General features: G+C 71.6%; 21 protein-coding genes. 15 read left to right on the forward strand and 6 right to left on the reverse strand.

Annotation, left to right across the window (positions count from 1 at the left end; genetic code table 11):
- Positions 1 to 222: 222 nt before the first annotated feature.
- Positions 223 to 726, forward strand: a complete 504-nt coding sequence (locus ACZ4Z1_RS31375; RefSeq protein WP_468490034.1) for a hypothetical protein — start codon at positions 223 to 225, stop codon at positions 724 to 726.
- A gap of 193 nt (positions 727 to 919) precedes the next feature.
- Here ACZ4Z1_RS31375 and ACZ4Z1_RS31380 read toward each other — a convergent pair whose 3' ends face one another.
- Positions 920 to 1,258, reverse strand: a complete 339-nt coding sequence (locus ACZ4Z1_RS31380; protein ID WP_468490035.1) for a hypothetical protein — start codon at positions 1,256 to 1,258, stop codon at positions 920 to 922.
- A 57-nt stretch (positions 1,259 to 1,315) separates the two neighbouring features.
- Between ACZ4Z1_RS31380 and ACZ4Z1_RS31385 the strand changes: the two genes are divergently transcribed.
- From ACZ4Z1_RS31385 to ACZ4Z1_RS31430, 10 genes are all read left to right on the forward strand, one after another.
- Positions 1,316 to 1,708 carry a cupin domain-containing protein gene (locus tag ACZ4Z1_RS31385; RefSeq protein WP_468490036.1) on the forward strand — a complete coding sequence of 131 codons (393 nt, stop codon included), beginning with the start codon at positions 1,316 to 1,318 and terminating at the stop codon, positions 1,706 to 1,708.
- 93 nt (positions 1,709 to 1,801) lie between these two features.
- Positions 1,802 to 2,107, forward strand: coding sequence for a putative quinol monooxygenase (locus ACZ4Z1_RS31390; protein WP_468490037.1), 306 nt, complete (start codon positions 1,802 to 1,804; stop codon positions 2,105 to 2,107).
- Positions 2,108 to 2,546: 439 nt separating this feature from the next.
- Positions 2,547 to 4,121 carry an AMP-binding protein gene (locus ACZ4Z1_RS31395; RefSeq protein ID WP_468490038.1) on the forward strand — a complete coding sequence of 525 codons (1,575 nt, stop codon included), beginning with the start codon at positions 2,547 to 2,549 and terminating at the stop codon, positions 4,119 to 4,121.
- Positions 4,122 to 4,338: 217 nt separating this feature from the next.
- A complete protein-coding gene (locus ACZ4Z1_RS31400; protein WP_468490039.1) occupies positions 4,339 to 5,808 on the forward strand; it encodes an aldehyde dehydrogenase family protein in 1,470 nt (489 codons plus the stop codon).
- Positions 5,805 to 7,451, forward strand: coding sequence for an APC family permease (locus ACZ4Z1_RS31405; RefSeq protein WP_468490040.1), 1,647 nt, complete (start codon positions 5,805 to 5,807; stop codon positions 7,449 to 7,451). The genes ACZ4Z1_RS31400 and ACZ4Z1_RS31405 overlap by 4 nt, the downstream gene beginning before the upstream one ends.
- 294 nt (positions 7,452 to 7,745) lie before the next feature.
- On the forward strand, positions 7,746 to 8,921 hold the full coding sequence (locus tag ACZ4Z1_RS31410) for a L,D-transpeptidase family protein (RefSeq protein WP_468490041.1): 1,176 nt from the start codon (positions 7,746 to 7,748) through the stop codon (positions 8,919 to 8,921).
- Positions 8,922 to 9,207: 286 nt separating this feature from the next.
- On the forward strand, positions 9,208 to 9,723 hold the full coding sequence (locus ACZ4Z1_RS31415) for an XRE family transcriptional regulator (protein WP_468490042.1): 516 nt from the start codon (positions 9,208 to 9,210) through the stop codon (positions 9,721 to 9,723).
- Between the two features lie 194 nt (positions 9,724 to 9,917).
- Entirely contained in the window at positions 9,918 to 10,442 is a 525-nt protein-coding gene (locus ACZ4Z1_RS31420; protein ID WP_468490043.1) for a hypothetical protein, read from the forward strand.
- Positions 10,443 to 10,451: 9 nt separating this feature from the next.
- The gene (locus ACZ4Z1_RS31425) at positions 10,452 to 11,696 is read left to right on the forward strand and encodes an MAB_1171c family putative transporter (protein WP_468490044.1); all 1,245 of its coding nucleotides are present in this window, start codon (positions 10,452 to 10,454) and stop codon (positions 11,694 to 11,696) included.
- 8 nt (positions 11,697 to 11,704) lie between these two features.
- Positions 11,705 to 12,910, forward strand: a complete 1,206-nt coding sequence (locus ACZ4Z1_RS31430) for a cytochrome P450 family protein (protein ID WP_468490045.1) — start codon at positions 11,705 to 11,707, stop codon at positions 12,908 to 12,910.
- Positions 12,911 to 12,988: 78 nt separating this feature from the next.
- On the opposite strand, the gene ACZ4Z1_RS31435 is transcribed toward ACZ4Z1_RS31430, so the two are convergent.
- Positions 12,989 to 13,735 (reverse strand): thioesterase II family protein, encoded by a 747-nt coding sequence (locus ACZ4Z1_RS31435; RefSeq protein WP_468490046.1) that lies wholly within the window; start codon positions 13,733 to 13,735, stop codon positions 12,989 to 12,991.
- Between the two features lie 239 nt (positions 13,736 to 13,974).
- Between ACZ4Z1_RS31435 and ACZ4Z1_RS31440 the strand changes: the two genes are divergently transcribed.
- Positions 13,975 to 14,859 carry a DUF2268 domain-containing putative Zn-dependent protease gene (locus tag ACZ4Z1_RS31440; protein ID WP_468490047.1) on the forward strand — a complete coding sequence of 295 codons (885 nt, stop codon included), beginning with the start codon at positions 13,975 to 13,977 and terminating at the stop codon, positions 14,857 to 14,859.
- 32 nt (positions 14,860 to 14,891) lie between these two features.
- Here ACZ4Z1_RS31440 and ACZ4Z1_RS31445 read toward each other — a convergent pair whose 3' ends face one another.
- Positions 14,892 to 16,283, reverse strand: a complete 1,392-nt coding sequence (locus ACZ4Z1_RS31445) for a tetratricopeptide repeat protein (RefSeq protein WP_468490048.1) — start codon at positions 16,281 to 16,283, stop codon at positions 14,892 to 14,894.
- A 158-nt stretch (positions 16,284 to 16,441) separates the two neighbouring features.
- Between ACZ4Z1_RS31445 and ACZ4Z1_RS31450 the strand changes: the two genes are divergently transcribed.
- A complete protein-coding gene (locus ACZ4Z1_RS31450) occupies positions 16,442 to 18,472 on the forward strand; it encodes a M6 family metalloprotease domain-containing protein (RefSeq protein ID WP_468490049.1) in 2,031 nt (676 codons plus the stop codon).
- Positions 18,473 to 18,547: 75 nt separating this feature from the next.
- Here the strand turns inward: ACZ4Z1_RS31450 and ACZ4Z1_RS31455 are convergent, their stop codons facing one another.
- The 3 genes from ACZ4Z1_RS31455 to ACZ4Z1_RS31465 all read right to left on the reverse strand — a co-directional run bounded on the left by ACZ4Z1_RS31455 (position 18,548) and on the right by ACZ4Z1_RS31465 (position 22,778).
- Positions 18,548 to 19,306, reverse strand: a complete 759-nt coding sequence (locus tag ACZ4Z1_RS31455) for a lysophospholipid acyltransferase family protein (protein ID WP_468490050.1) — start codon at positions 19,304 to 19,306, stop codon at positions 18,548 to 18,550.
- Between the two features lie 147 nt (positions 19,307 to 19,453).
- Positions 19,454 to 20,566 carry an isoaspartyl peptidase/L-asparaginase family protein gene (locus ACZ4Z1_RS31460; protein ID WP_468490051.1) on the reverse strand — a complete coding sequence of 371 codons (1,113 nt, stop codon included), beginning with the start codon at positions 20,564 to 20,566 and terminating at the stop codon, positions 19,454 to 19,456.
- A gap of 139 nt (positions 20,567 to 20,705) precedes the next feature.
- On the reverse strand, positions 20,706 to 22,778 hold the full coding sequence (locus ACZ4Z1_RS31465) for a phosphocholine-specific phospholipase C (protein ID WP_468490052.1): 2,073 nt from the start codon (positions 22,776 to 22,778) through the stop codon (positions 20,706 to 20,708).
- Between the two features lie 508 nt (positions 22,779 to 23,286).
- On the opposite strand from ACZ4Z1_RS31465, the gene ACZ4Z1_RS31470 reads away from it, so the two are divergent.
- Together ACZ4Z1_RS31470 and ACZ4Z1_RS31475 are read left to right on the forward strand one after the other, a co-directional pair.
- Complete coding sequence (locus tag ACZ4Z1_RS31470; RefSeq protein ID WP_468490053.1) at positions 23,287 to 24,243, forward strand: hypothetical protein; 957 nt, start codon at positions 23,287 to 23,289, stop codon at positions 24,241 to 24,243.
- 372 nt (positions 24,244 to 24,615) lie between these two features.
- Positions 24,616 to 26,067: an amino acid permease gene (locus ACZ4Z1_RS31475; RefSeq protein WP_468490116.1), complete on the forward strand. Its 1,452-nt coding sequence runs from the start codon at positions 24,616 to 24,618 to the stop codon at positions 26,065 to 26,067.
- The last annotated feature ends 134 nt before the right edge of the window (positions 26,068 to 26,201 follow it).

Below are 26,201 nucleotides of genomic sequence, written 5' to 3' on the forward strand. Positions count from 1 at the left end.
GCCGCATCCGGCCGCCGGGGCCACGGATCACGCCGTTCCTCAGCGCGTACGGCCCGCGCAGGGTTGGCGGCCGCTCTGCCGGATACCCGTCGGCCGTACACCACGCGGAGGCGGCCGTTCCGACGTACCCGCCCCCCTCCCGCACAGCGCACCCGGCCAGCGGCCGCCGCCGTCCGCACGGCGCACCGGCGGAGGGGAGGCAGCGCAAGGAGGAGCCTCACCATGTCCGGACACCGGACCGTCCGCCGCGCCGCCCTGGCCGCCGCCCTGTCGGCCTTCGCCGTCACCGCGCCCGCCGGATCGAGCGCCACCGCCGCGCCCGCACCGGCGCCGGCCGGCGACCGGGCCGAGGTGCCCACCCGGAGCGGCCGTACGGACTCGGCCGTCGACCGGGTCGCCGACTTCTACGGCAGCTACCTCGACGCCGTCACCGACGACGGGCGCGGCACGCTGGCCCAGGCGCTGCGCACCCACTACCTCACCCCCGAACTGCGGGCCCGCCTGGCCAACTGGGAGCAGCGCGAGCACACGGACGGCGTGCTGCGCGCCCAGAACACCCCCACGGCCTGGCGCGTCACGTACAACGACAGCGCCATGGGCCGCGCCTGGACGCGGGTCCGCCTCACCTGGGGCGGACCCGAGCAGCCGCGCCACACCCATCTGCTCGTCACCTCCGACCTGAACACCCTGCGCATCTCCGACATCCAGCCGGACACCGGGCAGTAGCCGCCGGTGCGCGGCCTCCGGGCGGCCCGAACACACACAGCCGCCGCGCCGGGCCGCGCTGTGCAGCGCGGCCCGGCGCGGCGTCCCTCGAGGACCGGTCCTCAGCAGTTCGGGTAGGCCACGTGGATCCACACACCGGTGCGGCCGCCCCACAGATCGCCCATGACCCAGTTGCCCTGCTGACCGCGCAGGTTCAGCTTCTGGCCGGCGTTGACTCGCCCAGGACGGGGAAGTTCTCGCCGGGGCCGCCGCGAAAGTTGACCCCGTTGTCGTTGACGGGGCACACCGCGGCCGCCTGCTGCTGGGCGGCGTGCGAAGGGGTGGCGGCGCCCTGCGTCCGGGCGGCGGCGTGGGCGGCGCCGGTGCTCGCGACGAGCGCGCCGGCGGCGGTGGTCGCGACGCCAGCTTGGCGATCGTCCTGCCCGGCGGCGGTGTGCCGGATGCGCCAGGAAGAGGGCCGAACACCGTGGCAGAGCTGCCGAAGCTGACGAACGGTCGTCCCTTCGGCCTCCAGCGGTGACTCGACGGCCACCGCGGCCTGCTCGAACCCCCGGACGGCAACGCCCGGTTGCGGGAAGAGGTCGGCCTGATGGTCACCGTCGGCGGCCGTCCCGGCCGGCGCACCGACTTCCACGAGGGCGACGTCTTCCCGCTTCCGCCGCACGTGCGGCACTCCCCGCAGCGACCCGAGCCGGACAGCGTCGGCATGGTCGTCGGGTACGCCCGGCCCGCCGGTCAGCTCGACGGTGTCGCGTGGTACCACACCGCCTGCCGCCGCCTGGTGCGCCGCTTCGAGCTCCAACCGCGTTCCCTGGTCCGCGATCTGCCGTCGGTCTTCGAGACGTTCTACGCCGGTGACCGCCGCTCCCGCACCGCGGCGCCGTCCACCCGGGCCGGGAGTGGCCGGCGACGATGCGGCCGCGCACCCGCCCCCGTACCTGACTGCTCCGGTTCCGCGTCACCGGCGCCGCCGCGGGTCTGACGACACGTCCGGTTTCCCGATCTGGCATTACGGCCTCCGGCCAGCGGTGGGATAGGTTCGTCCGACATTCCGTTCGCCCTGGAGGTCACAGGTATGCCCGTCGTAGTCGCCACGGTCAGGACGAAGCCCGGCGAGCTGGAGACGGCGCTCGACGTCTTCCGTTCGCACGCGCCCGCCGTCCACGAGGAGGACGGCTGCCTGCTGTACGCGGTCCACGCGGGAGAGGACCGGGTGGTGGTCGTGGAGAACTGGGCGGACGGCGCCGCGCTGGACGCCCACTCCAGGGGCGCCGCACTCGCCGGGATCGCCGCGGGGGTGAGCGGGCTGCTCGCCGCACCGATGGATGTCGCCGTCCTGGACTCCGTTCCGATGGGCGACCCGGGCAAATCCACGCTTTAGGCACATCCCGCGGGGCGCCTTGCGCAAAAAGCAGGCAAATACTCCGTCAATTCGTCGCCAGCGGAAGCCCGTCATTTCGGACGTTACGCATTTCCCGTGAGCGGCCACCGCCTCATTGCGCGTGGCCGCTCCCGTCCGTATACCGTCCGAACGGTCCCGCACCCCGGCAATCGGCCATTCTCGCGACGCCTCCGGCTTCCCTCGCCACTGGCTTGACCTGCCGCTTCGCGAGCCCTGAAGGATCCGGGGAGACGGTGGCGCCCGCGCGGGCGCCCGTATCCGACCCGACGCATTGGCCGAATGTCCGCGCCTCGGTAAAAGGCCCGCCAACGCGCGTTCGTGCCAACTTGGAACCCTTGATCGACGACCGTTAGCATGGAAATGGTTGTCCGGGGCAACTAACTATCCGTCGTGCCCCGGAATCAAGGAGGAATCACCTATGCCCGACACCGCGCACGACTTCCGCACCTACGTGGAGGAGAACCTCGACGCCCTGGGGACCGACCCCGGGCGCGTGGCGCTGGTGCACCAAGGGCGACGCGTCACCGCGGGTGAGTTCCGCGCCCTCGTCCACCGCACGGCCCGCGCCATGCGGGGTCAGGGCATCGACCGCGGCCAGACCGTCACGCTGCTCAGCGGCAACCTGCCCGAGACCATCGCCGCCCGCTACGCCGCCAACCTCATCGGCTGCCGGGTCAACCACCTCTACAACAAGCTCTCGGCCGAGGTGCAGGCCACCATCGTCAAGGACGTGGAGACCAGCACCCTGATCGTCGACCCCCGCTTCGACGACCGCGCCGCCGAGCTGACCGCCCTGGCGCCGGTGCCGACCGTACTGACGCTGGGCCCCGCGAAGTCCGGCACCGACCTGCTGGAACTGGCCTCCGCCGAGAGCGACGAGCCGTTCCCGAGCCTCGCGCAGCCCGACGACATCTGCACCATCCGCCACACCGGCGGCACCACCGGCCACCCCAAGGGCATCTGCACCACCTACGGGCAGGTCCGCAACTTCGTCGCCGACAACGACGAGGACGCCGGCGACGCCAAGGTGATCTGGCAGCGCCCCTCGGAGGAAGAGGCGGCCCACCTGCTGGTGTGCACCACGCTGGCACACGCGGGCGGCATGATGGCCGACGTCACCCTGCGCGAGGGCGGCCTCGTGGTGCTCCACGAGGACTTCGACCCGGCCGAGGTGCTGGCCACCGTCGAGCGCGAGCGCATCACCCACCTGTTCCTGCTGCCGCCGCTGCTCTACCAGCTCACCGACCACCCGGACGCGGCCACCACCGACACCTCCAGCCTGCGCTGCCTGACCTACGGCGGCTGCCAGTCCTCGCCCGCCCGCATCGCCGACGCGATCCGCCGCTTCGGCCCGGTGCTCGTGCAGTTCTACGGGCAGAACGAGGCCGGCGGGATCAGCGTGCTGCCCGCCGAGGAGCACGACCCGGACAACCCGGAGCGGCTGCGTTCCGCGGGCCGCGTCCTGCCCAACGTGGAGGTGGCGGTCCGCGACGAGAACGGCCGCGACCTGCCGCGCCGCACGCACGGCGAGATCTGCATCCGCTCCGCCGGCATCATGCAGGGCTACTGGAAGCAGCCGGAGCTGACCGCCGAGGTGCTGCGCGACGGCTGGCTGCACACCGGCGACATCGGCTTCCTGGACGACGAGAACTACCTGACCATCGTCGACCGGATCAAGGACATGATCGTCGTGGTGGGCGGCCATGTGTACACCACCGAGCTGGAGGACCTGCTCAACACCCACCCGCAGGTCGCGCAGAGCGCCGTCTTCGGCGTACGCGACGAGGACCGGATGGAGCAGGTGTACGCCGCCGTGGTGCCCGCCACCGGCGAGAGCGTCGACGAGGACGGCCTGCGCACGATGGTGCGCGAGGCGCGCGGCGCGATGTACGAACCGGCCCGCATCCAGTTCGTCGACGAGCTGCCGCTGACCGACGCTGGCAAGCCGGACAAGAAGAAGCTCCGCGAGCTGGCGGCGAAGACGGCCGCCTGACCTCCGGTGTACGGCCGGACCGGCTCCTGCCTCATGGAGGCGGGGGCCGGTCCTTCGTTCGGCGGGCTTCCGTACGCCCGCGAGCCCCTGAGGCAGCCACCCGGAGCAGCGCGCCATGCGCGCACACCACCCCACGCCTACGCTCGGTACGCAGATCATCACCACGGGTGGCCCGGCCGGTCCGCCCGACCGCGCGCACAGGCACGGAGGCTCACCCATGCCGGAGCTGTTCATCGGGGGTCAGTGGACCGCCGCGGCCGACGGGGAGGTACGCGAGATCCGCTGCCCGGCGGACGGCACGCTGGTCGCCACCGTCGACGAGGCGGGCACCGCGGACGCGGCCGCCGCCGTCACCGCGGCCCGCTCGGCGTTCGACGACGGGCCGTGGCCGCACACCCCGGCCGCGGAGCGCGGGGCGCTGCTGCTGCGCGTCGCCGGTCTGCTGGAGCGCGACAAGGACACGTACGCGCGTGCCGAGTCCCTGGACACCGGCAAGCGGTTCGTGGAGAGCCAGTACGACATGGACGACATCGCCAACTGCTTCCGCTACTTCGGCAACCTGGTCGCGTCCGGCAACGACGGCCGGGTGGTGGACACCGGGCAGCCGGAGGTCGACAGCCGGGTCGTGTACGAGCCGGTCGGCGTCTGTTCCCTGATCACGCCGTGGAACTACCCGCTGCTGCAGACCGCCTGGAAGGTGGCCCCGGCCGTCGGCGCGGGCGACACCTTCGTCCTCAAGCCCAGCGAACTGACCCCGCACACCGCGATCCTGCTGATGCGGACGCTGGCCGAGGCCGGGCTGCCGGACGGGGTGGCCAACCTGGTGCTGGGCGCCGGCGCCGCCGTCGGCGCGCCGCTGACCACCGACGAGCGGGTGGACCTGGTGTCCTTCACCGGCGGGCTGGTCACCGGGCGGAGCATCATGGCCGCCGCCGCGCCCACCGTGAAGAAGATCGCGCTGGAGCTGGGCGGCAAGAACCCCAACATCGTCTTCGCCGACACCGACTTCGACACCGCCGTCGACTACGCGCTGATGGCGGTGTTCCTGCACTCCGGGCAGGTCTGCTCGGCCGGTGCGCGGCTGCTGGTCGAGGACGGGCTGCACGACGACTTCGTGGACGAGCTGGTGCGCCGGGCGCGGGCGATCCGGCTGGGCGGGCCGTTCGACGAGGATGCCCGCAGCGGGCCGCTGATCTCCGCGCAGCACCGCGACAAGGTGGAGAAGTACGTGGCGGCGGGCCTGGCCGAGGGCGCCGTACTGCGCTGCGGCGGCGCGCGGCCCGACGACGCGGCGCTGCGGGACGGCTTCTACTACCTGCCGACCGTGCTGGACGAGTGCTCCCCCGGCATGTCGGTGATCCGCGACGAATCGTTCGGCCCGGTGCTGACCGTGGAGCGGTTCCGCAGCGAGGAGGAGGCCGTCGCGCTGGCCAACGACACCGTCTACGGGCTGGCCGCGGGCGTGTGGACGCAGAGCGTGGAGCGTTCGCACCGGGTGGCGTCCCGGCTGCGCGCCGGCACCGTGTGGATCAACGACTTCCACCCGTACGTGCCGCAGGCCGAGTGGGGCGGCATGAAGCAGTCCGGTGTCGGGCGGGAGCTGGGCCCGGCCGGGCTCGGGGAGTACCAGGAGGCCAAGCACGTCTGGCGCAACACCGCGCCCCGGCCGCAGCGGTGGTTCGAGTGAGCGGCACCGGGCCGACGGCGGGCGGCCCCGCACCGGGCGACGGGCCGGCGGAGGACGGCGAGGCGTACGGCGGGCGGGCGGCCGGCGAGGAGGCGAACGGCACCGCACCGGACGCCGACGACACCGCCGCCGACAGCTCCGACGACGAGTCGCTCGCGGAACTCGGCTACAAGCCCGAGCTGAAACGCACCCTCGGCAACTTCCACACCTTCGCCGCCGGCATCAGCTACATCTCCATCCTCACCGGCACCTTCCAGCTCTTCTACTTCGGCGTCAACCACGGCGGGCCCGCCTACTGGTGGTCCTGGCCTATGGTCTTCTGCGGCCAGCTGATGGTGGCCCTGTGCTTCTGCGAGCTGGCCGCCCGCTACCCGGTGGCCGGTTCGGTCTACAACTGGTCCAAGCAGCTGGGCGGCCCGCACGTGGGCTGGCTCGGCGGCTGGATGATGATGACGGCGACCATGGTGTCGCTGGCTGCCGTCGCGCTCGCCTACCAGGTCACGCTGCCGCAGATCTCCTCGTTCTTCCAGTTCATCGGCGACGGCACCGGACGGACCGACCATGCCGCCAACGCCGTACTGCTCGGTGCCGTACTCGTCGTCTTCACGACGCTGATCAACGCGTTCGGCGTCAAGCTGATGGCCCAGATCAACTCCGCCGGTGTGGCCATCGAGCTGATCGCCGCGCTGGCGCTGATCGTGCTGCTGGCCGCGCACATCACCCGCCCGCCGAGCGCGGTGACCGAGACCTACGGGCTGGCGCAGGGCCAGTCGCTGGGCTACCTCGGCGCGTTCCTGACCGCGTCGCTGGCCTCCGCCTACGTCATGTACGGCTTCGACACGGCCTCGTCGCTCGGCGAGGAGTCCAAGGACCCCGGCCGCAACGCGCCGCGCGCGATCCTGCGGGCCCTGTTCGCCTCGTTCCTCATCGGCGGACTGATCCTACTGTTCGCGCTGCTGGCCACGCCGGACCTGCACGCCAAGGAGCTGTCCGTGGACGGGCTCCAGTACGTCGTGCTCAGCACCCTCGGCCCGACGATGGGCCAGATCATGCTGTGGTGCGTGGTCATCGCGATCACGGTGTGCGCGCTGGCCGTGCACACCGCCGGCATCCGGCTGGCGTTCGCCATGGCCCGGGACACCAACCTGCCGGCCGCCTCACTGCTCGCCCGGGTCAGCCCGCGCTTCCAGACGCCGGTGGCGCCCGCGGTGATCATCGGGTGCATCGCGGTCTGCATCCTGCTGATCAACGTGAACCAGCCGCAGATCTTCTCGGTGATCACCAGCATCGCGATCATCATGATCTACGTCGCGTACCTGATGGTGACCGTGCCGCTGCTGGTACGGCGGCTGCGCGGCCAGTGGGTACCGGCCGAGGGGAAGTTCTCGCTCGGCCGGTTCGGGCTGCCGGTCAACATCCTCGCCGTACTGTGGGGCACCGCGATGGCCACCAACCTCGCCTGGCCGCGCCCCGAGGTCTACAACGCGACCGGCCCGCAGCACTGGTACCTGCGCTGGGGCGCGTTCCTGTTCGTCGGGATCGTCGCCGTCGGCGGGTTCACGTACTACTGGTTCGTCCAGCGCAAGCGCACCTGCGTCCTGGCCGGACATGCCGCGGAGACTCCGGAGGACGCCGCTTCCTGACCTTCCCCTTCGGGTCCGCCCCCTCCGAGACGCAAGGCGTCCGCGTATCGCGGGCGCCTTCGTCGTGCCCCGTGCCCCCTCCAAGAAGCGGAATCTCACGTTCCGCCAGCTCGACGTACACCCGTACCAATCTGTGACACAAATATCCGTTTCTCCAGGCAACCGATCATGCGGTGTCACCCGTCTGCATGTACGGCGGTTGCCCGCGACCGGGTTCCGGCGGTCGGCGCGACCGCACCGGAGGCCGGGCGGTGCCCGCCACAGCCTGTTGTGTTGCTTTGGAGGGAACCGCTCGTGCACGTCAGATCAGCCCGTCGCACCGTTCTGCTGTCCGCCACCCTGGTGGGAGCCGCGCTGCTGACCGCGTGCGGTGCGGACGGCGGCTCGCAGACGTCCGACAAACCGGCGGCGAAGGTGACCGTGACCCCGGCGGCGGGCAGCAAGTCCGCCAAGCTCGGCTCCCCGATATCGGTGAAGGTGGACGGCGGCAGCCTGACCTCCGTCGAGGCCAAGGACGACAAGGGCGGCAAGGTCGACGGCAAGCTGTCCGGCGACGGCTCGTCGTGGACGTCCGAGGGCAAGGTCAAGCCCGGGACCACGTACACCGTGCGTACGAAGACCAAGTCGGGCGACGGCAAGGAGTCGTCCGCCGACTCGTCCTTCACCACCGAGCAGGCCGACAAGGTCAACAAGCTCACCAACACCCCGTCGGACGGCCAGACCGTCGGCACCGGCATGCCGATATCCATCCTCTTCGACCACCCGGTCGCCAAGGACCGGCGCGCCGAGATCCAGAAGGCCCTCAAGGTCACCACGCAGCCGCAGGTGGAGGGCGCCTGGGGCTGGGTCAAGGACTGGTCGGGCAAGGACCGCATCGACTGGCGGCCCAAGACCTACTGGCCGTCCGGCACCAAGGTCTCCGTCAAGGGCGGCCTGGGCGGCATCAACTCCGGCAAGAGCGGCGGCTGGTTCGCGCGCGACTACGACTTCGGGTTCACCATCGGCCCGGACCACAAGGCCGTCATCGACGTCCCGTCGCACAGCATGACCCTGTACGAGAACGGCAAGGCCGTCGACACGATCCGGGGCTCCGCGGGCTCGCCGCAGGACCCGACCCGCGGCGGCGTGCACACCGTACGCAGCAAGAACGCCGCCGAGACGATGGACTCCTCCACCATCGGCCACGGCAACGAGTGGATGCTGGACTCGAAGTGGGTGACCCACCTCACCGCGTCGGGCACCTTCCTGCACTCCGCGCCCTGGAACAAGTCGGTCGGCGTGGTCAACAACAGCCACGGCTGCTTCGGCATGACCACCTCGGACGCCAAGCGGGCCTACGACTTCCTGACGATCGGCTCCACGGTCGAGGTGAAGAACACCACCAGCACCAAGAAGACCGACGTCGGCAACGGCCTGGAGGTCTGGCAGGAGACCTGGGAGCAGTGGCAGCAGCGCAGCGCGGTGAAGTGACCGCCGCGCGGTACGGGCGCTCCGGCGCCTGAGTGTGCGAGCGTGAGGTGGGGCTCCCCCGGAGGCGGGGCGGGCCCCACCCGCGGTTGCGGACGGGTTCGGACCACACCCCCGTGCCGGTCCGAACTGTCCGCCCCGCGTCACACCAGAGTCTTTGACTCAGGTGTGAAGAATAGAGGGTCCGGGCGGAGCTTGCCAGCCCACCGGGCGGGAGCGCCCATCCGCCCCGGCGACCGGACCACTACAGTGGAAGTCTCACGTTTGGCCTTGAAGGGAGCGCGGCGCGATGGGGGACGAGGACCGCGGGCTGGTCAGCCTGGCCGAGAAGCTGGACCGGCTGTTCCAGGAACGAAGTCGCGAGCGGGGCAAAGCGCTGTCCGCGAACGACGTCGCCACCGAGATAAACATCAGGGCCGGCGAGCAGGTGATCTCCGGCAACTACATCTGGCAGCTGCGCAAGGGCAAGAAGGACAACCCGACCAAGCGCCACATCGAAGCGCTCGCGGAGTACTTCGGCGTGCCCGCCGCGCACTTCCACGACCAGCGGGACACGGGGCCCGGCGGCACGGCGGCCGACCGGACCGGCCGGCCCCCCGAGCTGCTGGAGGCCATGCAGGACGCGGGGGTCATCGCGATGGCCGCGCGCTTCATGGACATGTCCGCCGAGTCCCGTACGGCCGTACTGGAGATGATCGACCGGGTGCGGAAGCTGGAAGGACTGCCGGACGTCGGCAGCGCCACGGGCAACGGGGCGGGAAATCCGGTGGGCAACACGGGAGAAACCTGGCGCAGCGCCCGCTGAACCATGACCCTGACCGATGTACGCCCCGCGCCGTCCCCGGCCACTGCCCCGCGCCTTCCCGGGCCGGACGGCCGGACGGCCGGGGCCGCGGCAGCCCGCGGGCCCGCGCACGACCCCGCTGGGGAGGGGCCATCCGGCGCTGCATGAGACTGGCACGTGTACCTTTCATGGCTGAGGCCGAAGGAGAGCACGCCATGAAGTTCACACGGCGACCGGACCGTGTGCTTGCCGACTGTTCGGACCGGCTGCGGGGACTGCACATCCCGCGCCCCTTCGAGCTGGGTGCCTTCCTGGACCGGCTCGCCGAACAGCGCGGCCGCCCGATCCACCTGGAGCCGCAGGTCACCCCGCCCGCCGGGCCGTGCGGCCTGTGGATCGCCACGCGGCGGGCGGACTACGTCTTCTACGACGCGGCCACCACCGCGCTGCACCGCGACCACATCGTGCTGCACGAGGTCGGCCACATGCTCAGCGGACACTCCAACCTGCTCTCCGGAGAGGTCGCGCAGGCCCTGGTACCCGACCTCGACCCCGGCTCGGTCGAATCCGTCCTCGGACGCAGCCACTACAGCGACCAGGACGAGCAGGAGGCCGAGATGCTCGCCTCGCTGATCCTGCGGCGCGCCGACCGCACCCCCGCCCGCCGCCCGGCGACGTCCCAGCAGGCCGAGGTCCTCAGCCGCATGGACGACGTCTTCGGCTCTCCCAAGCGACGGTAGACACCCCAGATGGTCAACGTTCTCTTCCTCTCCATAGCCGCCGTCCTGCTGCTGGCCGCCGCGTACAAGGCGCGGCCGCTGCTGCGCCGGCCGCGGCCGCGGGGCCTGGGCGCCCTGTGCGGGTTCCTGACCGGGCTGGGCGCCTCGCTGGTGTTCCTGACACCGGCCGTCGGCGACGCGCTGAGCGTCGTCACCCCCAAGCTGGGCCGGCTGCTGGGCAACTGCAGCACGCTGGCCGCCGCCACCTGCATCTCGATCCTCCTGCTGCGCTTCAACGAGGAGCCGCCGGACGCGGACCGCAAGGCGCGCCGCCGGCTCGTCTCGCTGGGCGTCGTCCTGGTCGCGATGGCCGTCCTCTTCTTCGCCTCGCCGGTGGACGACGCCCCCGGCGCCCCCACCTTCGGCGAGCTGCCGCGCACCGAACCGCTGCTCAACATCTACGTCCTGGTGTTCACCGCGCACCTCGGCGCGGCCATCGTCGACCTGCTGCGCCAGGCGCTGCGCTACTCCCGGCACGCGCCGCGCACCAGCCTGCGCTACGGGCTGCGCGTCATCGCCGCCGGCTGCGCGCTCGGCATGGTCTACATCGCGTACAAGATCGTCCACGTCGTCGGGCTGTGGACCGACGCCGCCTGGCTGCCGCCCGAGCAGCTGTGCAGCTCTCTGGTGACACCCGCGACCTGCACGTTCAGTGTCGGCCTGCCCGCCATCTGCAGCCTGCTGCTCGTCATCGGCGTCCTGCTGCCCGCGATCGGCCCGGCCCTGGCCTGGCCCTGGCGGCGGATCCGCCTGTGGCACCTGCATCGCGGACTGCATCCGCTGTGGGCCGCGCTGTCCGCGGCGGTACCGGAGATCCAGCTGACCGCCACCGAGAACCGGTACGCGGCGCCCGACCCCGAGTTCCGGCTCTACCGCCGCGTGATCGAGATACGCGACGGCATGCTGGCGCTGCGCCCGCACCGCAGCGACGACGTACGCCGCGCCGCCGAGGAACGGCTGCGCGCCGACGGGGCCGACGCCCGGGAGCTGGATGCCGGTGTCGAGGCGGCGGTGCTCGTCGCGGCACTGGAGTCGCGGCGCGGCGGCGGCGCCCCCGCACACCCGGTCAGCGCCGAGGACGCCACCCTGACCCGTCCCGAACTGACCAATCTGATCGACGAGGCCCGCTGGCTGCGCCGGGTCTCGCACGCCTTCGTGTCGTCCGGCGCAGGACCCGCGCCGGCCGAACCGTCCCGGCCCGCCGCAGGAATCTGAGGTCATACGTGAGCCACCCCATGGAGTCCCCGGAGTTCTTCCGCGACCCGTACCCGCTGCTCGCCGCCCTGCGCGAGCGCGGCCCCGTCCAGCAGGTACGGTCCGGACCGCACGGCGCGACCTGGCTGGTCACCGGGTGGGCCGAGGCCCGTACCGCGATGGCGGACCCCCGGCTCTCCAAGGACACCACCCGCTACTTCGCGGACAAGCCGTCCAAGCGCGACCTGGCCCCCGCCGTCAGCGCCACCATGCTCGCCACCGACCCGCCGGACCACACCCGGCTGCGCCGGCTGGCCGTCAAGGCGTTCACACCGGCCGCGGTGGCCCGGCTGGAACCGCGCATCACCGGGACCGCGAACGGCCTGCTGGACCGGATGGCCGCCCGCGGCGGCACCGCCGACCTCGTCGAGGACTTCGCCGTACCGCTGCCCATCGAGGTCATCGGCGACCTCCTCGGCGTGCCCCGCGAGGACCGCGCCGATCTGCGCCGCTGGTCCAACGACCTGTTCGCGGCCGGCGCCCCGGACACCATCGACACGGCCTCACACGCGATCAGCGACTACATGACGGAACTGATCGCCGAGAAGCGGGCCGCGGGAGTGGCCGCAGGCGGTACCGGCCCGGGCGGCGACCTGCTGACCGAGCTGATCGCCGCGCGCGACGACGGCGACCGGCTCAGCGAGTTCGAGCTGGTCTCGCTGGCCGTCCTCCTGGTCGTCGCCGGTCACGAGACGACCACCAACCTGATCGGCAACGGCGCGCTCGCGCTCCTGCGGGACGACGCGCTCCGTGCCCGGCTGCGGCAGGATCCCACGCTCGTCCCGGCCGCCGTGGAGGAACTGCTGCGGTACGACTCCCCCATCACCACGGCCACCTTCCGGTACGCGGCCGAGCCCCTCACCCTCGGCGGCGCCGAGATCGCCGCGGGCGACGTGGTCCTGGTCTCACCGGGCGCCGCCAACCGCGACCCCGCCCGCTTCACCGACCCCGACACCCTCGACCTCGGCCGCTCCTGCGGCCACCTCTCCTTCGGCCACGGCCCCCACCACTGCCTCGGCGCCCCGCTGGCCCGCCTGGAAGGCCGGATCGCCTTCCAGGCCCTGCTCAGCCGCTTCCCGGACCTGCGCCTGGCCGTACCGCCCGCCGAACTTCAGTGGCGCCGCACCCGTCTGATGCGCGGTCCGGCCCACCTGCCGGTCGTCTGCACGACCTGACCCGCCTACGGGGCCGGTACGGGCCTCAGTGCCTGGGGCACGGCCCTGGCCAGGTGCCCGGGGCCATGCCCCAGGCGCTCACTCCGCCGCCACGAAGCGTTCCACCGCGCGGCAGACCGCGGCCGCGTGGTCGGCGAGGTAGAAGTGGCCGCCGGTGAAGGTCTCCTCGCGGTACTCCGCGACGGTGTGGGACTTCCAGGCGGCCGCTTCCTCACGGGTCACGCGGGGGTCCGCGTCGCCGGTGAGGCACAGGAGCGGGATGTCGAGCACGGCGTCGGCGGCGGGCCGGTACAGCTCGATCGCGCGGTAGTCGTTGCGGATCGCCGGCAGGATCAGCCCCACGATGTCCGGGTCGTCGAGGAGTTGGCTGTGGGTCCCCTCCAAGCGGCCGACCTCGGCGAGGAGTTCCTTGTCGGTGGCCTGGTGGAGGTACCTCTCCTCGCGGAACGTCGAGGGCGCGCGGCGGCCGGAGACGACGAGCCGGCGGGGCGCCGGCCGGCCGAGGTCCGCGAGCCGCCTGGCGGTCTCGAAGGCGACGGACGCGCCCATACTGTGCCCGAACAGCACCAGCGGGGTGGTGTCGTGCGGGCTCAGGCAGCCGACCACCTCATCGGCGAGGCCCTCCACGGAGGTGACGAACGGGTCGTTCCACCGGTCCTGGCGTCCCGGGTACTGGATCGCCGACACATCGAACCGCTCGTCGAGATGGGCGGCGAACGGCCGGTAGTACGAGGCGGATCCCCCGGCGTGCGGGAAGAAGATGAGGTGGGCGGCGGGCCGCGGCCCCCGGCGTACGTCCCGTATCCAAGTGTTCTTCCCCGTCATGTGCGCGTGCTCCTGTGCTGGTGGGCCGGTGGTCGGGCTGCTCGTCCGCGTGGCCGGCCGACGAGCCGGACCGTACGCGGACGAGTCAAGGATGACCGGTCCGGGGGGTGTCGGGCCAGCAGGAAACCGATCAAGAGGGAAACGGAGGACGTCGGTCCGGAGGAAATCGCTTCCGAGGGGCACGCTTCCGCCCGCACGGCTTGCACCTCACGTAGCGGGAGGTCTTACGGTCCCGGGACATGAAGATCATTGTTCATGACACCGCGTCCGCCATGTCCGCCCTCCTCCGCCTCCCCCTGGAAGAACGGGCCGACGCCCTCCGGGACATGCTCAGCCCCCTGCAGGCCGTGATGTCCGGGACGGGAGGCCCGGACATGGTCCAGATGCACCAGCTGGGCGGCGGCTTCCGTATCGACCGCGAGGACCCACGGTATCCGGCCGCCCTGGAGCGGATGCGGGACGCCGGGGTGTGGGACCGCGTCGAGGACTGTCTGGCCGCGGCGTGGGAGCGGCTGAGCGGCGCGGCACCCGGTGCCGAGACCGCCGCTACCGTGCATGTCGTGCTGGTGCTCGGCAACCCCGACGACGAGCTGGTGACCCGTAACGCCGGCTACTTCGGCTTCGGCGGCTTTCCGGGGGCGATCCAGCTGACGGTCTGGCCCACCGCGACCAGCCTGGCGAAGATCGGGTATGCCGCTGCCCATGAGCTGCACCACAACGTGCGGTACGCCAATGTGGTCTGGGACCCGGCGGCGGTCACGGTCGGCGAGCAGGTCGTGGCCGAGGGGCTGGCCGAGGCGTTCGTACGGGAGCTGGCGGGCGAGGCGGCCATGGGGCCCTGGGCGACGGCGCTGTCCGGTGCCGAGCTGGACAGCGCCTACGAGAAGGTCACGGCCGCGATCGATGTGGCCGGAATGCAGAACCTGCCTCCGTACGTGTACGGCGACGCCACCGCCCGGCGCATGGGCCACGAGCCCGCCGGACTGCCGGACTTCGCCGGATACGCGGTCGGTCTGCGCATCGTGGACGCCCACCTGGCGGCCTCCGGTCTGACCGCCGCCCAGAGTGTCACCCTGTCGGCCCGTGAGGTCCTCACCAGCGCGGGCGTGCCGACGAGCGCGTAGCACCGATCGGGGCCGGAACCGGAACCGTCCCCTCACCGCGCCAGCGCCGCGGCCCCCTGCGCCGCCTGTTCGGCGGCGCGGGTCCGGGCCGCGGCCGCCTTGGCGGTGTCGCCGAGCCGGTCGGCGAGGCGGGCCTGGGCCAGCCAGTTGTAGGGGCAGACGGGGCGCAGGCTGATGCGCTCGCTGAGCAGGGTGCGGGCCGTGTCGTCGCGTCCGGCGCGGAGTGCGGCCTCCAGCAGGGTCTTCTGTACGGCGTCCCGCTGGGCGTGGCTGCCGCCGAAGGTGTTCAGGCGGTAGCGGATGGGGGTGAGGAGGTCGACGGTCCGGTCGTACCGGCCCTGTCCGTAGGCGATCAGGGCGCGGCAGACGGGCAGGCCGATCCCGGCGGTCATGGTGGTGTTGGACAGTTGGGGCCGGGCGTGCGCGAGCCAGGCCTCGCGTTCTGCGACGAGGCGTTCGGCGTCGGCGATGCGGTCGGCGCCGACGTACGCCATGACGGCGTGCACGTCGTTGAAGGCGTAGTACGGCGGGTCCTGGCGGGCCGCCCAGGCGTCGGCGAGGCGGTTCCAGCGGGGGCCGGCGTCGCGGTCGGCCAGCAGGAGCCGCCACAGGAGGGCGGCGGCGTCGAGGAGTTCCATGGCCAGGCCCGGTGACTGCTCGTGGTGCAGTACGGCGTCGTAGATCTCCAGTGCCCGGCCGGTGTCTCCGGATTCGAGGGCGTAGAGGCAGTAGTGCCACCAGTTGTGGACGTTCAGGTAGTTGCCGGAGGCCCAGTCCTCCATACGGGCGTCCAGGAAGCGGATGCCCTGCGCGAACCGGCCCTGCATCTCGTACGTGTGCGCGACCGCGTGGATGCCCCACACGTCGCGCGGGTTGTGCTGGACGGCGGCCAGGCCGGTTTCCTCCGAGCGGGTGTAGTGGCCCGTCTCCTCCAGGCCGAAGGCGTACATGCCGAGCAGGTGGCCGTAGTGCGGGTCGTCCTCGGACCAGGCGGTGAGGGCGCCGCCGACGCGGTCGCGCAGGCGGGCGGCGTCGCCGGTGAGGAAGTCGATCTGGTGGCCGACGGCGAGGGCGAGTTCGTCGCGCGGGAAGGTGACGGTCAGCTCGCCGAGCACGTGTCCGGCGCGGTGGATGTCGCCGTTCAGCCAGGAGGTGGCGGCGGCGATGTGCATCCGCTCGCGGTCGGTCGGCCTTCCGGCGCTCACGCAGTCGGCGAAGCCGCAGAACGCCTCCTTGGCGGCGGTGGCGTCCTTCGCCTCCGTACCCAGCAGGCCGAGGTAGGCGGCGAGGACGTTGCCCATGACGGACTTCGGGGCGGCTGCCAGGACCGCCTGGGACGCGGTGGCGACCTCACCGCGGAAGAAGAGCAGTTCGTGCAGCGCGTTCTCGTAGTGGGACACGGCTTCCGCGCCGGTCCCCGACATCGCGTGACCGTGCCGGTCACTGACCGTTCGCGGCATCATCGGCTCCTCACGGCACTCTGGCGTCACTCCGCCCCCCCGCCTTACCTTGTCGGGGGTAGGAATTCTGTTCGATCACCTTGTCATGTCCTGGACTTGAGATCACAGACAAGAGGTGCGCCTTGTTCCTTCCCCACAGACCGGCCCTCCCATACCGCGACGGGGCCGGCAGACTGGGTGTTCTCGCCCTCCTCCTCGGTGTCCTGGCCTCCGTCGCCGCCGGCCCCGCCCGCGCGGCCCCCGAGGCCGCGCCCGCGGCCCGGCCCCCGCTCGTCCGGCCCATCGACCCGCAGAACTGGCGCAATCCCGACGACATGACGTGGGCCGAATACCGCTCGGTCCCCGGTACGAACTGGGCCGACCCCGCCGCCAAGCCCACCCGGCGCATGTTCCGGGGCGCGCTCGTCCTGCTGGACTACCCGGACGAGGAGTTCAGCGTCAGCAGGCCCGCCGGCTCGTCCGTCTTCGGCAACCCGCAGCCCAGCGCCCACGACATCCCCCGCGCACAGGTGCCCGCGTTCTACCGGGACTTCCTGAACAAGCCGGGCAAGCTCAACCACGGCCACACCATCAACGAGTACTGGATGGAGGACTCCGGCGGCCGGCTCGGCGTCGAGCTGACGTCGTTCGGTGTCTACCGGATGCCCTTCAAGTCGTACCAGTACGGCATCGAGCCGTCCATGAACCCCGGCGCCTGCCCCCTCGGCGACACCTGCGGCAAGAACATCCGTACCGACGGCAAGGCCGCCTGGGTCGCCGACGTGGGCGACGCGCAGACCAGGAAGTACGACTTCATCTTCTACCTGACCGCGGGCCAGGACGAGTCCGCCGCCTGGCAGGAGTTCGGGCAGATGAAGTTCGCCTCGCCCGGGGACGTCCCGGCCGCCTGGGGACCGCCCTCCCCCATCCAGGGCGGCGGCAACGCGGCCCGCACCCGCTATGTGCCGTGGACCTCCTGGAAGGCCGCCGCCCGCATCTGGCCCAACGCCGAGACCGGTTCCTCCACCCAGGCCGAGAGCTCCGGCATGGCGGTGTACGCGCACGAGTTCAGCCACATCCTGGGCATCGCGGACAACTACAACAACCCGTACGGCACGCCGATGCGCCGGGCCTACACCGGCATCTGGAGCATGCTCTCGCGCGGCTCCTTCAACGGCCCCGGCGGCCCGCACACCCGCTGGCAGATACCGGCCGCCAACGGCGCCTCGATGGGCTCGCAGCACGTCCTGCGCGACAAGCTCAAGCTGGGCATCGTCGACGAGAAGAACGTCCTGCGCCTGGACCGGGACGCCCTGAAGACGTCCGGCGTCGCCGTCGCCAAGGTCACCGCGCGCTCCGCGCCGCCCGGCGCCAAGGGCCTGTCCGGCGTGAACATCACCATGGGCCGGGACCTGGCACCGCCCTGCTCCACCAGCACCGACCCGCTGTGCGACGGCGGCGGTTACGACAATTACACCGTCGAGGTCGTCGACCGTATGGGCATGGACTCCTTCACCCCGGACAACGGGGTGCTGCTCTCCAAGACCAAGAACGAGGACCGGGCCCCGTTCGCGTGGGTGATCGACGCCCACCCGGAGGACATCGGCATGGTGGACTTCCGGCGCCCCGACGGCACCCCGCAGATGATCACCATGGGTGACTACCGGCAGCTCAGCGACGCGCTGTTCCACGCGGGCGCGGACTCCGGCAGCGCGTACGAGTACGTCGACCGGGCCAACCGGCTGCACTTCTACGTGCTGGACATCGAGCGGGGCAAGAAGGGCGTACTGAGCTACACCGTCGCCGTCCGGTCGCTGGACGGCGCGGGTTCGCAGCGCCGCGGGGTCCAGCTGCGGCACGGCACGGCACACGGCAAGCCCGCCAAGGGCCGGGCGGTGTGCACCTTCCCGCTGACCAACACCGGCCGCCCGGGGGGCGGGGGCGCGCACCTGGACTCCGACGTGTACCGGCTCTCGGCCGCCGCCACCGGCCACGGCTGGTCCGCCTGGCTGCCGAACCGGCTCGCCACCGCCAGGTCCGGCAGCACGGTGAGCGTCCCGGTCGCCGTCACGGCGCAGCCGGACGCCGCCCGGCACGGCCGGGTCGTCCTGAAGGCCCGCTCCGAGAGCGATCCACGCAAGTCCGTCCGGGCCACCTGCGCGCTGGGGCGCTGACCCGGCGCTCACCCTGGGGTGAGCGCGTGCCGCTCACCCCAGGGTGAGCGGCACGGAGGCCGGGCGGCGCGTCCGTCAGCCGGCGCGGACGGCCGGTACGGCGTGCCGCGGCGCGTCCTGTGCACCGGTCTTCGCCCCGGCCCCGGGGCCGCTCCCGTGCCCCGCCCGCGCCTTGGCCTCCGCCGCGTACGTGTCGACGTACTCCTGCTCGGAGAGGTTCAGCAGGGCGTACATGATCTCGTCCGTGACGGCCCGCAGCACCAGGCGCTGGTCGGCCATCCCGGCGTAGCGGGAGAAGTCCAGCGGCTCCCCGAAGCGGATGGTGATCGGGACGACGCGCGGCAGCCGGCGGCCGGCCGGCTGTGCCTCGAACGTGCCGATCATCGCGCACGGCACCACCGGCGCGCCCGTACGCAGCGCCATCTCCGCCACGCCGGTCTTCCCCTTGTACATCCGGCCGTCGTGCGAGCGGGTGCCCTCGGGGTAGATGCCGAGCAGGTCACCGCCGCGCAGCACCCGGATGCCTTCCTCGACGGCGGCCTGGCCCGCGCTGCGCCCGGAACGGTCCACCGGAATCTGCCCGCAGGCGCGGAAGAAGGCTGCCGTCAGCCGGCCTTTGACGCCGCGTCCGGTGAAGTACTCCTGCTTGCACAGGAAGGTGATCCGGCGCTTGACCGTCGCGGGCATCAGGAAGCTGTCGCAGAAGGAGAGATGGTTGCCGGCGATGATGGCGGCGCCGGACGCGGGCAGGTTCTCCAGTCCCTCGACGCGGGGGCGGAACAGGCACCGCAGCAGCGGCACCAGGACGATGGATTTGAACAAGTAATAGAACATGTAACTGATCCCCTCCCCAGAGTGATCCCCCCGCGTCGGGGGACGGTAGTGCCGCTCCGGTTCCGGAGGGAGAGGGCCTATTGAGCCAACGTCAGGCCGACGGGTGCGGATCACGCCACCGGCCGCGCCGGGGTGTGGGGGTCCTGCTCACCGGTCCGCCGGTGTCTCGTCCGCGAAGACCTTGGTGACGACGCGGCCGTCCTCGGTCAGGTAGCCGTGCAGCATCCCTTCGCTGCTGTGCGGGGCGTCGAAGACGCCTTTGGCGTTCAGGGCGATCACGCCGCCCGTGCCGCCCAGTTCCGGCAGCCGCTCGACCAGTACCTCGTACGCGGCGGCGGCCAGGTCCCGGCCGCCGAATTCGATCAGGTTGGAGATCGTGACGGTGGCGGCGCCCCGGAGGAACACCTCGCCCGCTCCCGTGGCGCTGGCCGCGACGGTGCCGTTCTTGGCGTACGTGCCCGCGCCGATGACGGGCGAGTCGCCGACCCGGCCGGCCATCTTGTTCGTCAGCCCGCCGGTGGAGGTCGCCGCCGCCAGGTTGCGTCCCCGGTCCACGGCCACCGCGCCCACCGTGCCCTGAGTCAGCGTCTCTCCGGAGCCCTTCACGCGCCCCTTGGCCTTCATCAGTTCCTGCCAGCGCTTCTCGGTCCAGAAGTAGTCCTGGGTCACGGTCGGCAGGCCGCTGCGGGCCGCGAAGTCGTCGGCGCCCTCACCCGCCAGCATCACGTGCCTGGTCTTCTCCATCACCAGCCGCGCCGCGGAGACGGGATTGCGTACGTTGCGGACCCCGGCGACGGCCCCTGCCGCCAGGTCGGAACCGCGCATGATCGACGCGTCCAGCTCGTGGCCCGCGTCCTCGTTGAACACCGCGCCCCTGCCCGCGTTGAACAGCGGGTTGTCCTCCAGCCTGCGCACCGCGGCCTCGACCGCCGCCACACTGCTGCCGCCCATGCCCAGGACCTTGTGCCCGGCGCGCAACGCCTCGGCCAGCCCGTCGCGGTACGCCTTCTCCTGTGCGGGGGTGGTGTCCTCGCGCTTCAGCGCGGTGCCCGCGCCGCCGTGCACGGCGATGACGACGTGGCGGGCGTCCGGCCGCGGCTCGCCCTTGGCGGTCCGTCCCGCGACGGTCTCCGCGGCGGGTTCCGCGGCTCCGGGGCGGCCTGCGGAGACCGCGCTGCCGGGCACGATCGCCAGCAGCGCCGCCACGGACAGCGCGCCGGCGCACACACGTGTCAGTCGCCGTACCGAGTTCCTGGCCATGGGCTCACTCCCTTGAACGGGTGATCAGGCGTCGGCACGATATCGCGCACATGCCAAGCGGAAGCCGTCATGATCCGGACAGCCGGACAGCGCGACGGGCCGCCCGCTCCGCGCGCGGGGAGGACGGCCCGGCAGCCGCTCACACGGTGCGGATCCCGGGGTCGCTCACCCCGGCCGTGCCGTTCTCCACGTGCCCGGCGAACCGGCGCAGGAAGGTGCGGTCCGCGTCGCAGACCACGCTCACGTCGTACCAGCGCTTGCCGGCACGCAGGTCCACGGTGTGGGTCAGCCGCTGCCCAGGGCGCACGGTGAGCTTGCGGGAGGCGCCGCCGTACGCGTTGGTGACCGTGAGGGTACGGGCGCCGTCGCCCGCGTTGGTCAGGACCAGATCGAGGTTGCCGGTGGCCCCGTTGTGCCGCGCGGTCACCTCGGGTCCCGCCGTCCGGCCCGGCCCCCGGAAGGTGCGCAGGAAGCCGTTCGGGCCGAACACCGAGAGGTCGTAGGTGCCCTTGGAGTACGCCGTGTTCCAGCTGTCGGAGTCCGCCTTGCCGCGCTCGGTGGTGTACGTCCACGGGCCGTCGCCGCGGTTCGGGGCCGTCACGTGGAACTGCGCGCCGGAGGTGTCCCCGCCGCTGAAGGTCAGGCGGTACTTCCCGGTCGCGGGGTCGGCGGCACCGTCGACGTACGGCGCGTAGGGCAGCGGACGGGTGGGGCGGGTGCCGCGCTCCTGCTTGGGCAGGCGTCCTGCGGCCGGCGGCTCGGGGTGGAAGTCGGCGGGCTGCGGGTGGATCGGCGTGTAACCGCCGGTGTCCGGCAGTGCGCCCGGCTTTCCCGTACGGCTGAAGTCGAACGCCGAGGTCAGGTCGCCGCAGACGGCGCGCCGCCACTGGGAGATGTGCGGCTCGGGGACGCCGAAGCGGCGCTCCATGAAGCGGATGATCGAGGTGTGGTCGAAGGTCTCGGAGCAGACGTATCCGCCGGTGCTCCAGGGGGAGACGACGAGCATCGGTACGCGCTGGCCGAGGCCGTAGGGGCCGGCCTGGAACCCGCCGCCGCCGGGGTAGAGCTCCAGGTCGGTGGAGACGGTGGACCGGCCCTGGGAGGCGTCGGCCGGCGGGTAGGGCGGGACGACGTGGTCGAAGAAGCCGTCGTTCTCGTCGTACGTGATGAACAGCGCCGTTCTGGCCCAGACCTTCGGGTCGGAGGTGAGCACGTCCAGCACCTTGGAGATGTACCAGGCACCGTAGTTGGCGGGCCAGCTCGGGTGCTCGGTGTACGCCTCGGGGCAGGCGATCCAGGAGATCTTCGGCAGCCGGCCGTTCTTGACGTCGGCGCGCAGGTCGTCGAGGAGCTTTCCGCCGCCCTTCACGTCGGAGCCGCGCCGCGCCTTCTCGTAGAGGGGGTCGCCGGGCTTCGCGTTGCGGTAGGTGTTGAAGTACAGCAGGGAGTTGTCGCCGTAATTGCCCCGGTAGTGGTCCTTGATCCAGCCCCAGCTGCCGGCCGCGTCCAGGCCGTCGCCGATGTCCTGGTAGATCTTCCAGGACACCCCCTTCGCCTCCAGCCGCTCGGGGTACGTCGTCCAGCTGTACCCCTTCTCGTCGTTGTCCAGGACCGGGCCGCTGGGGTCGTCGACGCCCTTGCCGTCGTTGCCCGTGTAGCCGGTCCACATGTAGTAGCGGTTCGGGTCGGTGGAGCCGATGAAGGAGCAGTGGTAGGCGTCGCAGACGGTGAAGGTGTCGGCGAGTGCGAAGTGGAACGGGATGTCCTTGCGTGCGAGGTGCGCCATCGTCGTGGACGTCTTGGCCGGGATCCACTGGTCGTAGCGGCCCTTGTTGAACGCGCGGTGGCTGCCGTTCCAGTCGTGGTTGAGGTCCTCGATGAAGGTGAGGCCGAGGTTGTCGTCCTTGACCTGGGGCCGGAACGGCAGCACCTCCTTGCCCTTGCCGTCGGTCTGGTGCCAGACCGGCTTGCCGCTGGGCAGCGTCACCGGCCGCGGGTCGCCGAAGCCCCGTACGCCCCGCAGGGTGCCGAAGTAGTGGTCGAAGGACCGGTTCTCCTGCATCAGTACGACGATGTGCTCGACGTCCTCGATGGAGCCGGTGCGGCGGTCGGCGGGGATGGCGGCGGCGCGGGCGATGCTCTGCGACAGCGCGGAGAACGCGGTGGCCCCGCCGGTGAGTTGCAGGAACCGCCGCCGGTTGAGTTCTGGCATGGCTGAAATGACCCCTTGGGATGGGAGGGTACGGGCGCGTCTGGAGTGTTCCAAGAGGAACGAGGCCGGGGGAAGACACCATGACGCCCCGGTGAAAAGTCGCAAGATGAGACGTGAACAGGCGGAGGAGGTCTCTCCGTTGCCACGGCACCGGGCATACCGCGCCCGGCCGCCCATACCGGTCCGCCGCCGTTCGAGGCGGACAGTTGACGACGTGTCGGGCCGAAAGCCTGCCGGACGGCACCCTTCCAGCGGCCGGGCATATGCCAATTGCATACCGCTGGTTTTCCGCCGCCGCATGATCGACCGATTTCGCCGCCAATGTCGCGCACGCCGCCGTTGTGGAATCAGGTAATTCCGATCACCAGTTTCGAACCGAGTTGCTGCTGAGTAGGGTGTGGCACTGCCGGTGGAACTGGGGGAACAGTGCGTACCGGTCGATTTCGGCATGGCTGAAAATGCGCTGGTGGCCGACCTCACCGGCAGAACGGCAGGAGCGGCAGGGGACATGACCGCTGGGTTATTCGAGGGGCAGTACGTGTGGCATCCGGCAGCCGATGACCTCCAGCTCGCCCGGGCCTGTGTGGACATACGGGCGGGCCGCTACTTCGGCGCGCGCGAAATCCTGCGGGAGGCGCGCGGGGACCACGGCGTACGCGCACACCGCTCCCTGGTGCTGGCCTCCGAGGCGGCCGATTCGGACCTGGCGGAGCGCTGGCTGGCCGAGGAACCCGGCCGGGAAGCGGCCCTGCTGTGGGCACGGGTCGCGGTCCTGCGGGCGGTCCGCGCGGCCGACGGCGGCGACCGACGGGCCGAGGCCCTCGGCCGTATCGCGGTGGCCGCCTGCGACCGCGCCGCCGAGGAGGCGCCCGACGACCCCACACCGTGGTCGGCCAAGCTGACCCTCGCCCGCCTGCAACAGCCCCGCGACCCCGCTCCGCAGGGGCTGCTCACCGCGCCGCCCGGCCCCTGGACGCTCTTCTCCCACATCCTGCGGCTCGACCCCTGGAACCGCGAGGGCCACCACCGCTTCCTGTCGTTCTTCTTCCCGCGGTACGGGGGCGAGGCGAACGCGTCCTGGGACGTCGCCGCGTTCCTCAGCCAGCGGGCACCGGCCTCCTCGCCGCTGCGGCTGCTGCCGCTGGTGGCCCTGGTGGACGGCTACAACCCGGACTCGCTCCTGGCGGAACGCACCTGGGAACAGCCGCAGTGGAAGGCGACCGCCCTGAGCGTCTACCGCAACTGGCTGCCGCACGTCGCCGGTTACCGCTTCACACCGGTGCTGGACCTCGCCTACCTGGCCCACGCGCTGCACATGGCGCAGTGCTCCTTCGAGGCGCGGGCCGTCTTCACGGCCATGGGCCCGTACGCCTCCCGTATGCCGTGGAGTGTCTTCGGCGACCCCGAGGAGCAGCTGAACAAGGCGAGACGCGCGTGCGGTCTCCCGGTGCCCGATGCTCCCTGATCCTTTCACCCGCGGTTCCCGGACGGCACCGCTCGCCGGCTCCGCGGGCCGCTGCCCCACTTCCGCAGGCCACTGCCGGCCGTCCGCCGCCCGGCGCCCCGTGGGCGGCCGTCCGCCGCTCGCCGCTCACCGGGCCGGCGGCCCGCCGCCCGACCGTCCCCCGATCCCCCGGCCTGCCGGAAGCGGCCTCCCCCGGCCCCGGCACGCCCCGAAGACAGGTGCCGACACCGCGTATCGACGCTCCGCGCCGATGTCTTCCTGTCCCCCACCAGAAAGGTTGCGGTTGTGTCCGACCCCGTGTCCCCCACCCGTACCAGAACCCGCCGCGCCGCGGATCCCGTCACCCTCGACGACGACGCGACGCTGCACGCCATGGGCTATCCGCGGAAACTGACCCGGCGGTTCCGCGCGTTCGACAATTTCGCCATCTCTTTCACCATCATCAACATCATTTCCGGCATCTTCTCCTCCTTCGGGTTCGGAATGAACGCCGGCGGGCCGGTGATCCTCGTCTTCGGCTGGATAGCCGTCGCCGCGATGGTGCTGTTCGTCGGCGCCTCGATGGCGGAGATCGCCTCGGCGTACCCGACCAGCGGCGCGCTGTACTTCTCGGCCGGGAAACTGGCCAAGCGGCACCGCGGCGCCTGGTCCTGGTACACGGGCTGGCTGAACTTCGCGGGCCAGGTCGGCGGTACGGCCGCCACCGGTTACGCGGCAGCCACCTTCATCCAGGCCTTCATCGCCATGCAGTGGCCGTCCTACGAGGCCACGCCGCAGCGGGCGGTCCTGATCACAGCGGCGATCCTGCTCGTCCAGGCGCTCGCCAACACCTTCACCGTGCAGCTCGTCGCGGTGCTGAACCGTATCTCCGTGTGGTGGCTGCTGATCGGCCTGGTCGTCATCGTCACCGCACTGGTCGCGCTGCCCTCGCACCACCAGTCCCCGTCGTTCGTGACGCACTTCGTCAACAACACCGGGTTCACCAACGGCCTGTACGGCGCGATGCTCGGCCTGCTCGTCACCAGCTGGACGTTCACCGGGTTCGACGGCAGCTTCCACATGTCCGAGGAGACGGTCCAGGCCACCGTCAACGCCCCCAAGGGCATCATGCGGGCCATCGGCTACTCCGCGGTCGCCGGTCTGGTCCTGATGCTCGCCCTGGTCTTCGCGATCCGCGACTACGCGGGCGCGGCGAGCGCCGAGGCGCCGCCGGTGCAGATCCTCATCGACGCGCTCGGCGCGGGCACCGCCAAGTTCCTGCTGCTGATCGTGATCGGCGCGATGCTCTTCTGCGGCCTGGCCAACATGACCAGCAACACCCGGCAGATCTTCGCCTTCTCCCGGGACGGCGCGATGCCCGGCTCCCGGTGGTGGCACTCGGTCTCCTCGCGCACCCGTACCCCCGTCAAGGCGGTCTGGCTGGCCGCGGCCTGCTCCCTGGTCCTCGTCATTCCGGGCTGGTGGTCGCACACCGCGTTCACCGCTGTCGTCAGCATCAACGTCGTCGGGCTCTTCCTCGCCTACGCGGTGCCGATCTTCCTGCGGCTGCGGCTGGACACGTTCCAGCCCGGGCCGTGGAACCTGGGGCGGTACGGCAAGCTGGTCGCAGCCGTCGCGGTGACCTGGATCGTGATCAGCAGTGTGCTGTTCATGCTGCCGCAGGCCTCGCCGATCACCGCTGGCTCGTTCAACTACGCGCCGATCGCGCTGGGCGTGGTGCTCGTCATCGCTACGGTGTGGTGGTTCGCCACCGCCCGGCGGCGCTTCCAGGGACCGGTCAGCTACGGCCGGCCCGACGAAGTGGCCGCCATGGACCTGATCTGACGGACACCACGCCGGTACGGGCCCGCACGCCCGGCCGGGCCGGCCGCCCCTGACCAGGGCGGCCGGCCGATGCCCCCGCCGCCCCGCCGCCCCGCACGGCAGCGGGGCCCGATACAGCCAAGGACGTACACCAG

The sequence above is a fragment of the Streptomyces sp. NPDC030165 genome (assembly GCF_055573595.1).

What these genes read in the sequence shown, in the direction of transcription:
- ACZ4Z1_RS31375 (WP_468490034.1), top strand. Translation starts at nt 223, where the DNA reads ATGTCCGGACACCGGACCGTCCGCCGCGCCGCCCTGGCCGCCGCCCTG.
- ACZ4Z1_RS31385 (WP_468490036.1), top strand. Translation starts at nt 1,316, where the DNA reads ATGGTCACCGTCGGCGGCCGTCCCGGCCGGCGCACCGACTTCCACGAG.
- ACZ4Z1_RS31390 (WP_468490037.1), top strand. Translation starts at nt 1,802, where the DNA reads ATGCCCGTCGTAGTCGCCACGGTCAGGACGAAGCCCGGCGAGCTGGAG.
- ACZ4Z1_RS31395 (WP_468490038.1), top strand. Translation starts at nt 2,547, where the DNA reads ATGCCCGACACCGCGCACGACTTCCGCACCTACGTGGAGGAGAACCTC.
- ACZ4Z1_RS31400 (WP_468490039.1), top strand. Translation starts at nt 4,339, where the DNA reads ATGCCGGAGCTGTTCATCGGGGGTCAGTGGACCGCCGCGGCCGACGGG.
- ACZ4Z1_RS31415 (WP_468490042.1), top strand. Translation starts at nt 9,208, where the DNA reads ATGGGGGACGAGGACCGCGGGCTGGTCAGCCTGGCCGAGAAGCTGGAC.
- ACZ4Z1_RS31420 (WP_468490043.1), top strand. Translation starts at nt 9,918, where the DNA reads ATGAAGTTCACACGGCGACCGGACCGTGTGCTTGCCGACTGTTCGGAC.
- ACZ4Z1_RS31425 (WP_468490044.1), top strand. Translation starts at nt 10,452, where the DNA reads ATGGTCAACGTTCTCTTCCTCTCCATAGCCGCCGTCCTGCTGCTGGCC.
- ACZ4Z1_RS31435 (WP_468490046.1), bottom strand. Translation starts at nt 13,735, where the DNA reads ATGACGGGGAAGAACACTTGGATACGGGACGTACGCCGGGGGCCGCGG.
- ACZ4Z1_RS31440 (WP_468490047.1), top strand. Translation starts at nt 13,975, where the DNA reads ATGAAGATCATTGTTCATGACACCGCGTCCGCCATGTCCGCCCTCCTC.
- ACZ4Z1_RS31445 (WP_468490048.1), bottom strand. Translation starts at nt 16,283, where the DNA reads ATGTCGGGGACCGGCGCGGAAGCCGTGTCCCACTACGAGAACGCGCTG.
- ACZ4Z1_RS31455 (WP_468490050.1), bottom strand. Translation starts at nt 19,306, where the DNA reads ATGTTCTATTACTTGTTCAAATCCATCGTCCTGGTGCCGCTGCTGCGG.
- ACZ4Z1_RS31460 (WP_468490051.1), bottom strand. Translation starts at nt 20,566, where the DNA reads ATGGCCAGGAACTCGGTACGGCGACTGACACGTGTGTGCGCCGGCGCG.
- ACZ4Z1_RS31465 (WP_468490052.1), bottom strand. Translation starts at nt 22,778, where the DNA reads ATGCCAGAACTCAACCGGCGGCGGTTCCTGCAACTCACCGGCGGGGCC.
- ACZ4Z1_RS31470 (WP_468490053.1), top strand. Translation starts at nt 23,287, where the DNA reads ATGACCGCTGGGTTATTCGAGGGGCAGTACGTGTGGCATCCGGCAGCC.
- ACZ4Z1_RS31475 (WP_468490116.1), top strand. Translation starts at nt 24,616, where the DNA reads ATGGGCTATCCGCGGAAACTGACCCGGCGGTTCCGCGCGTTCGACAAT.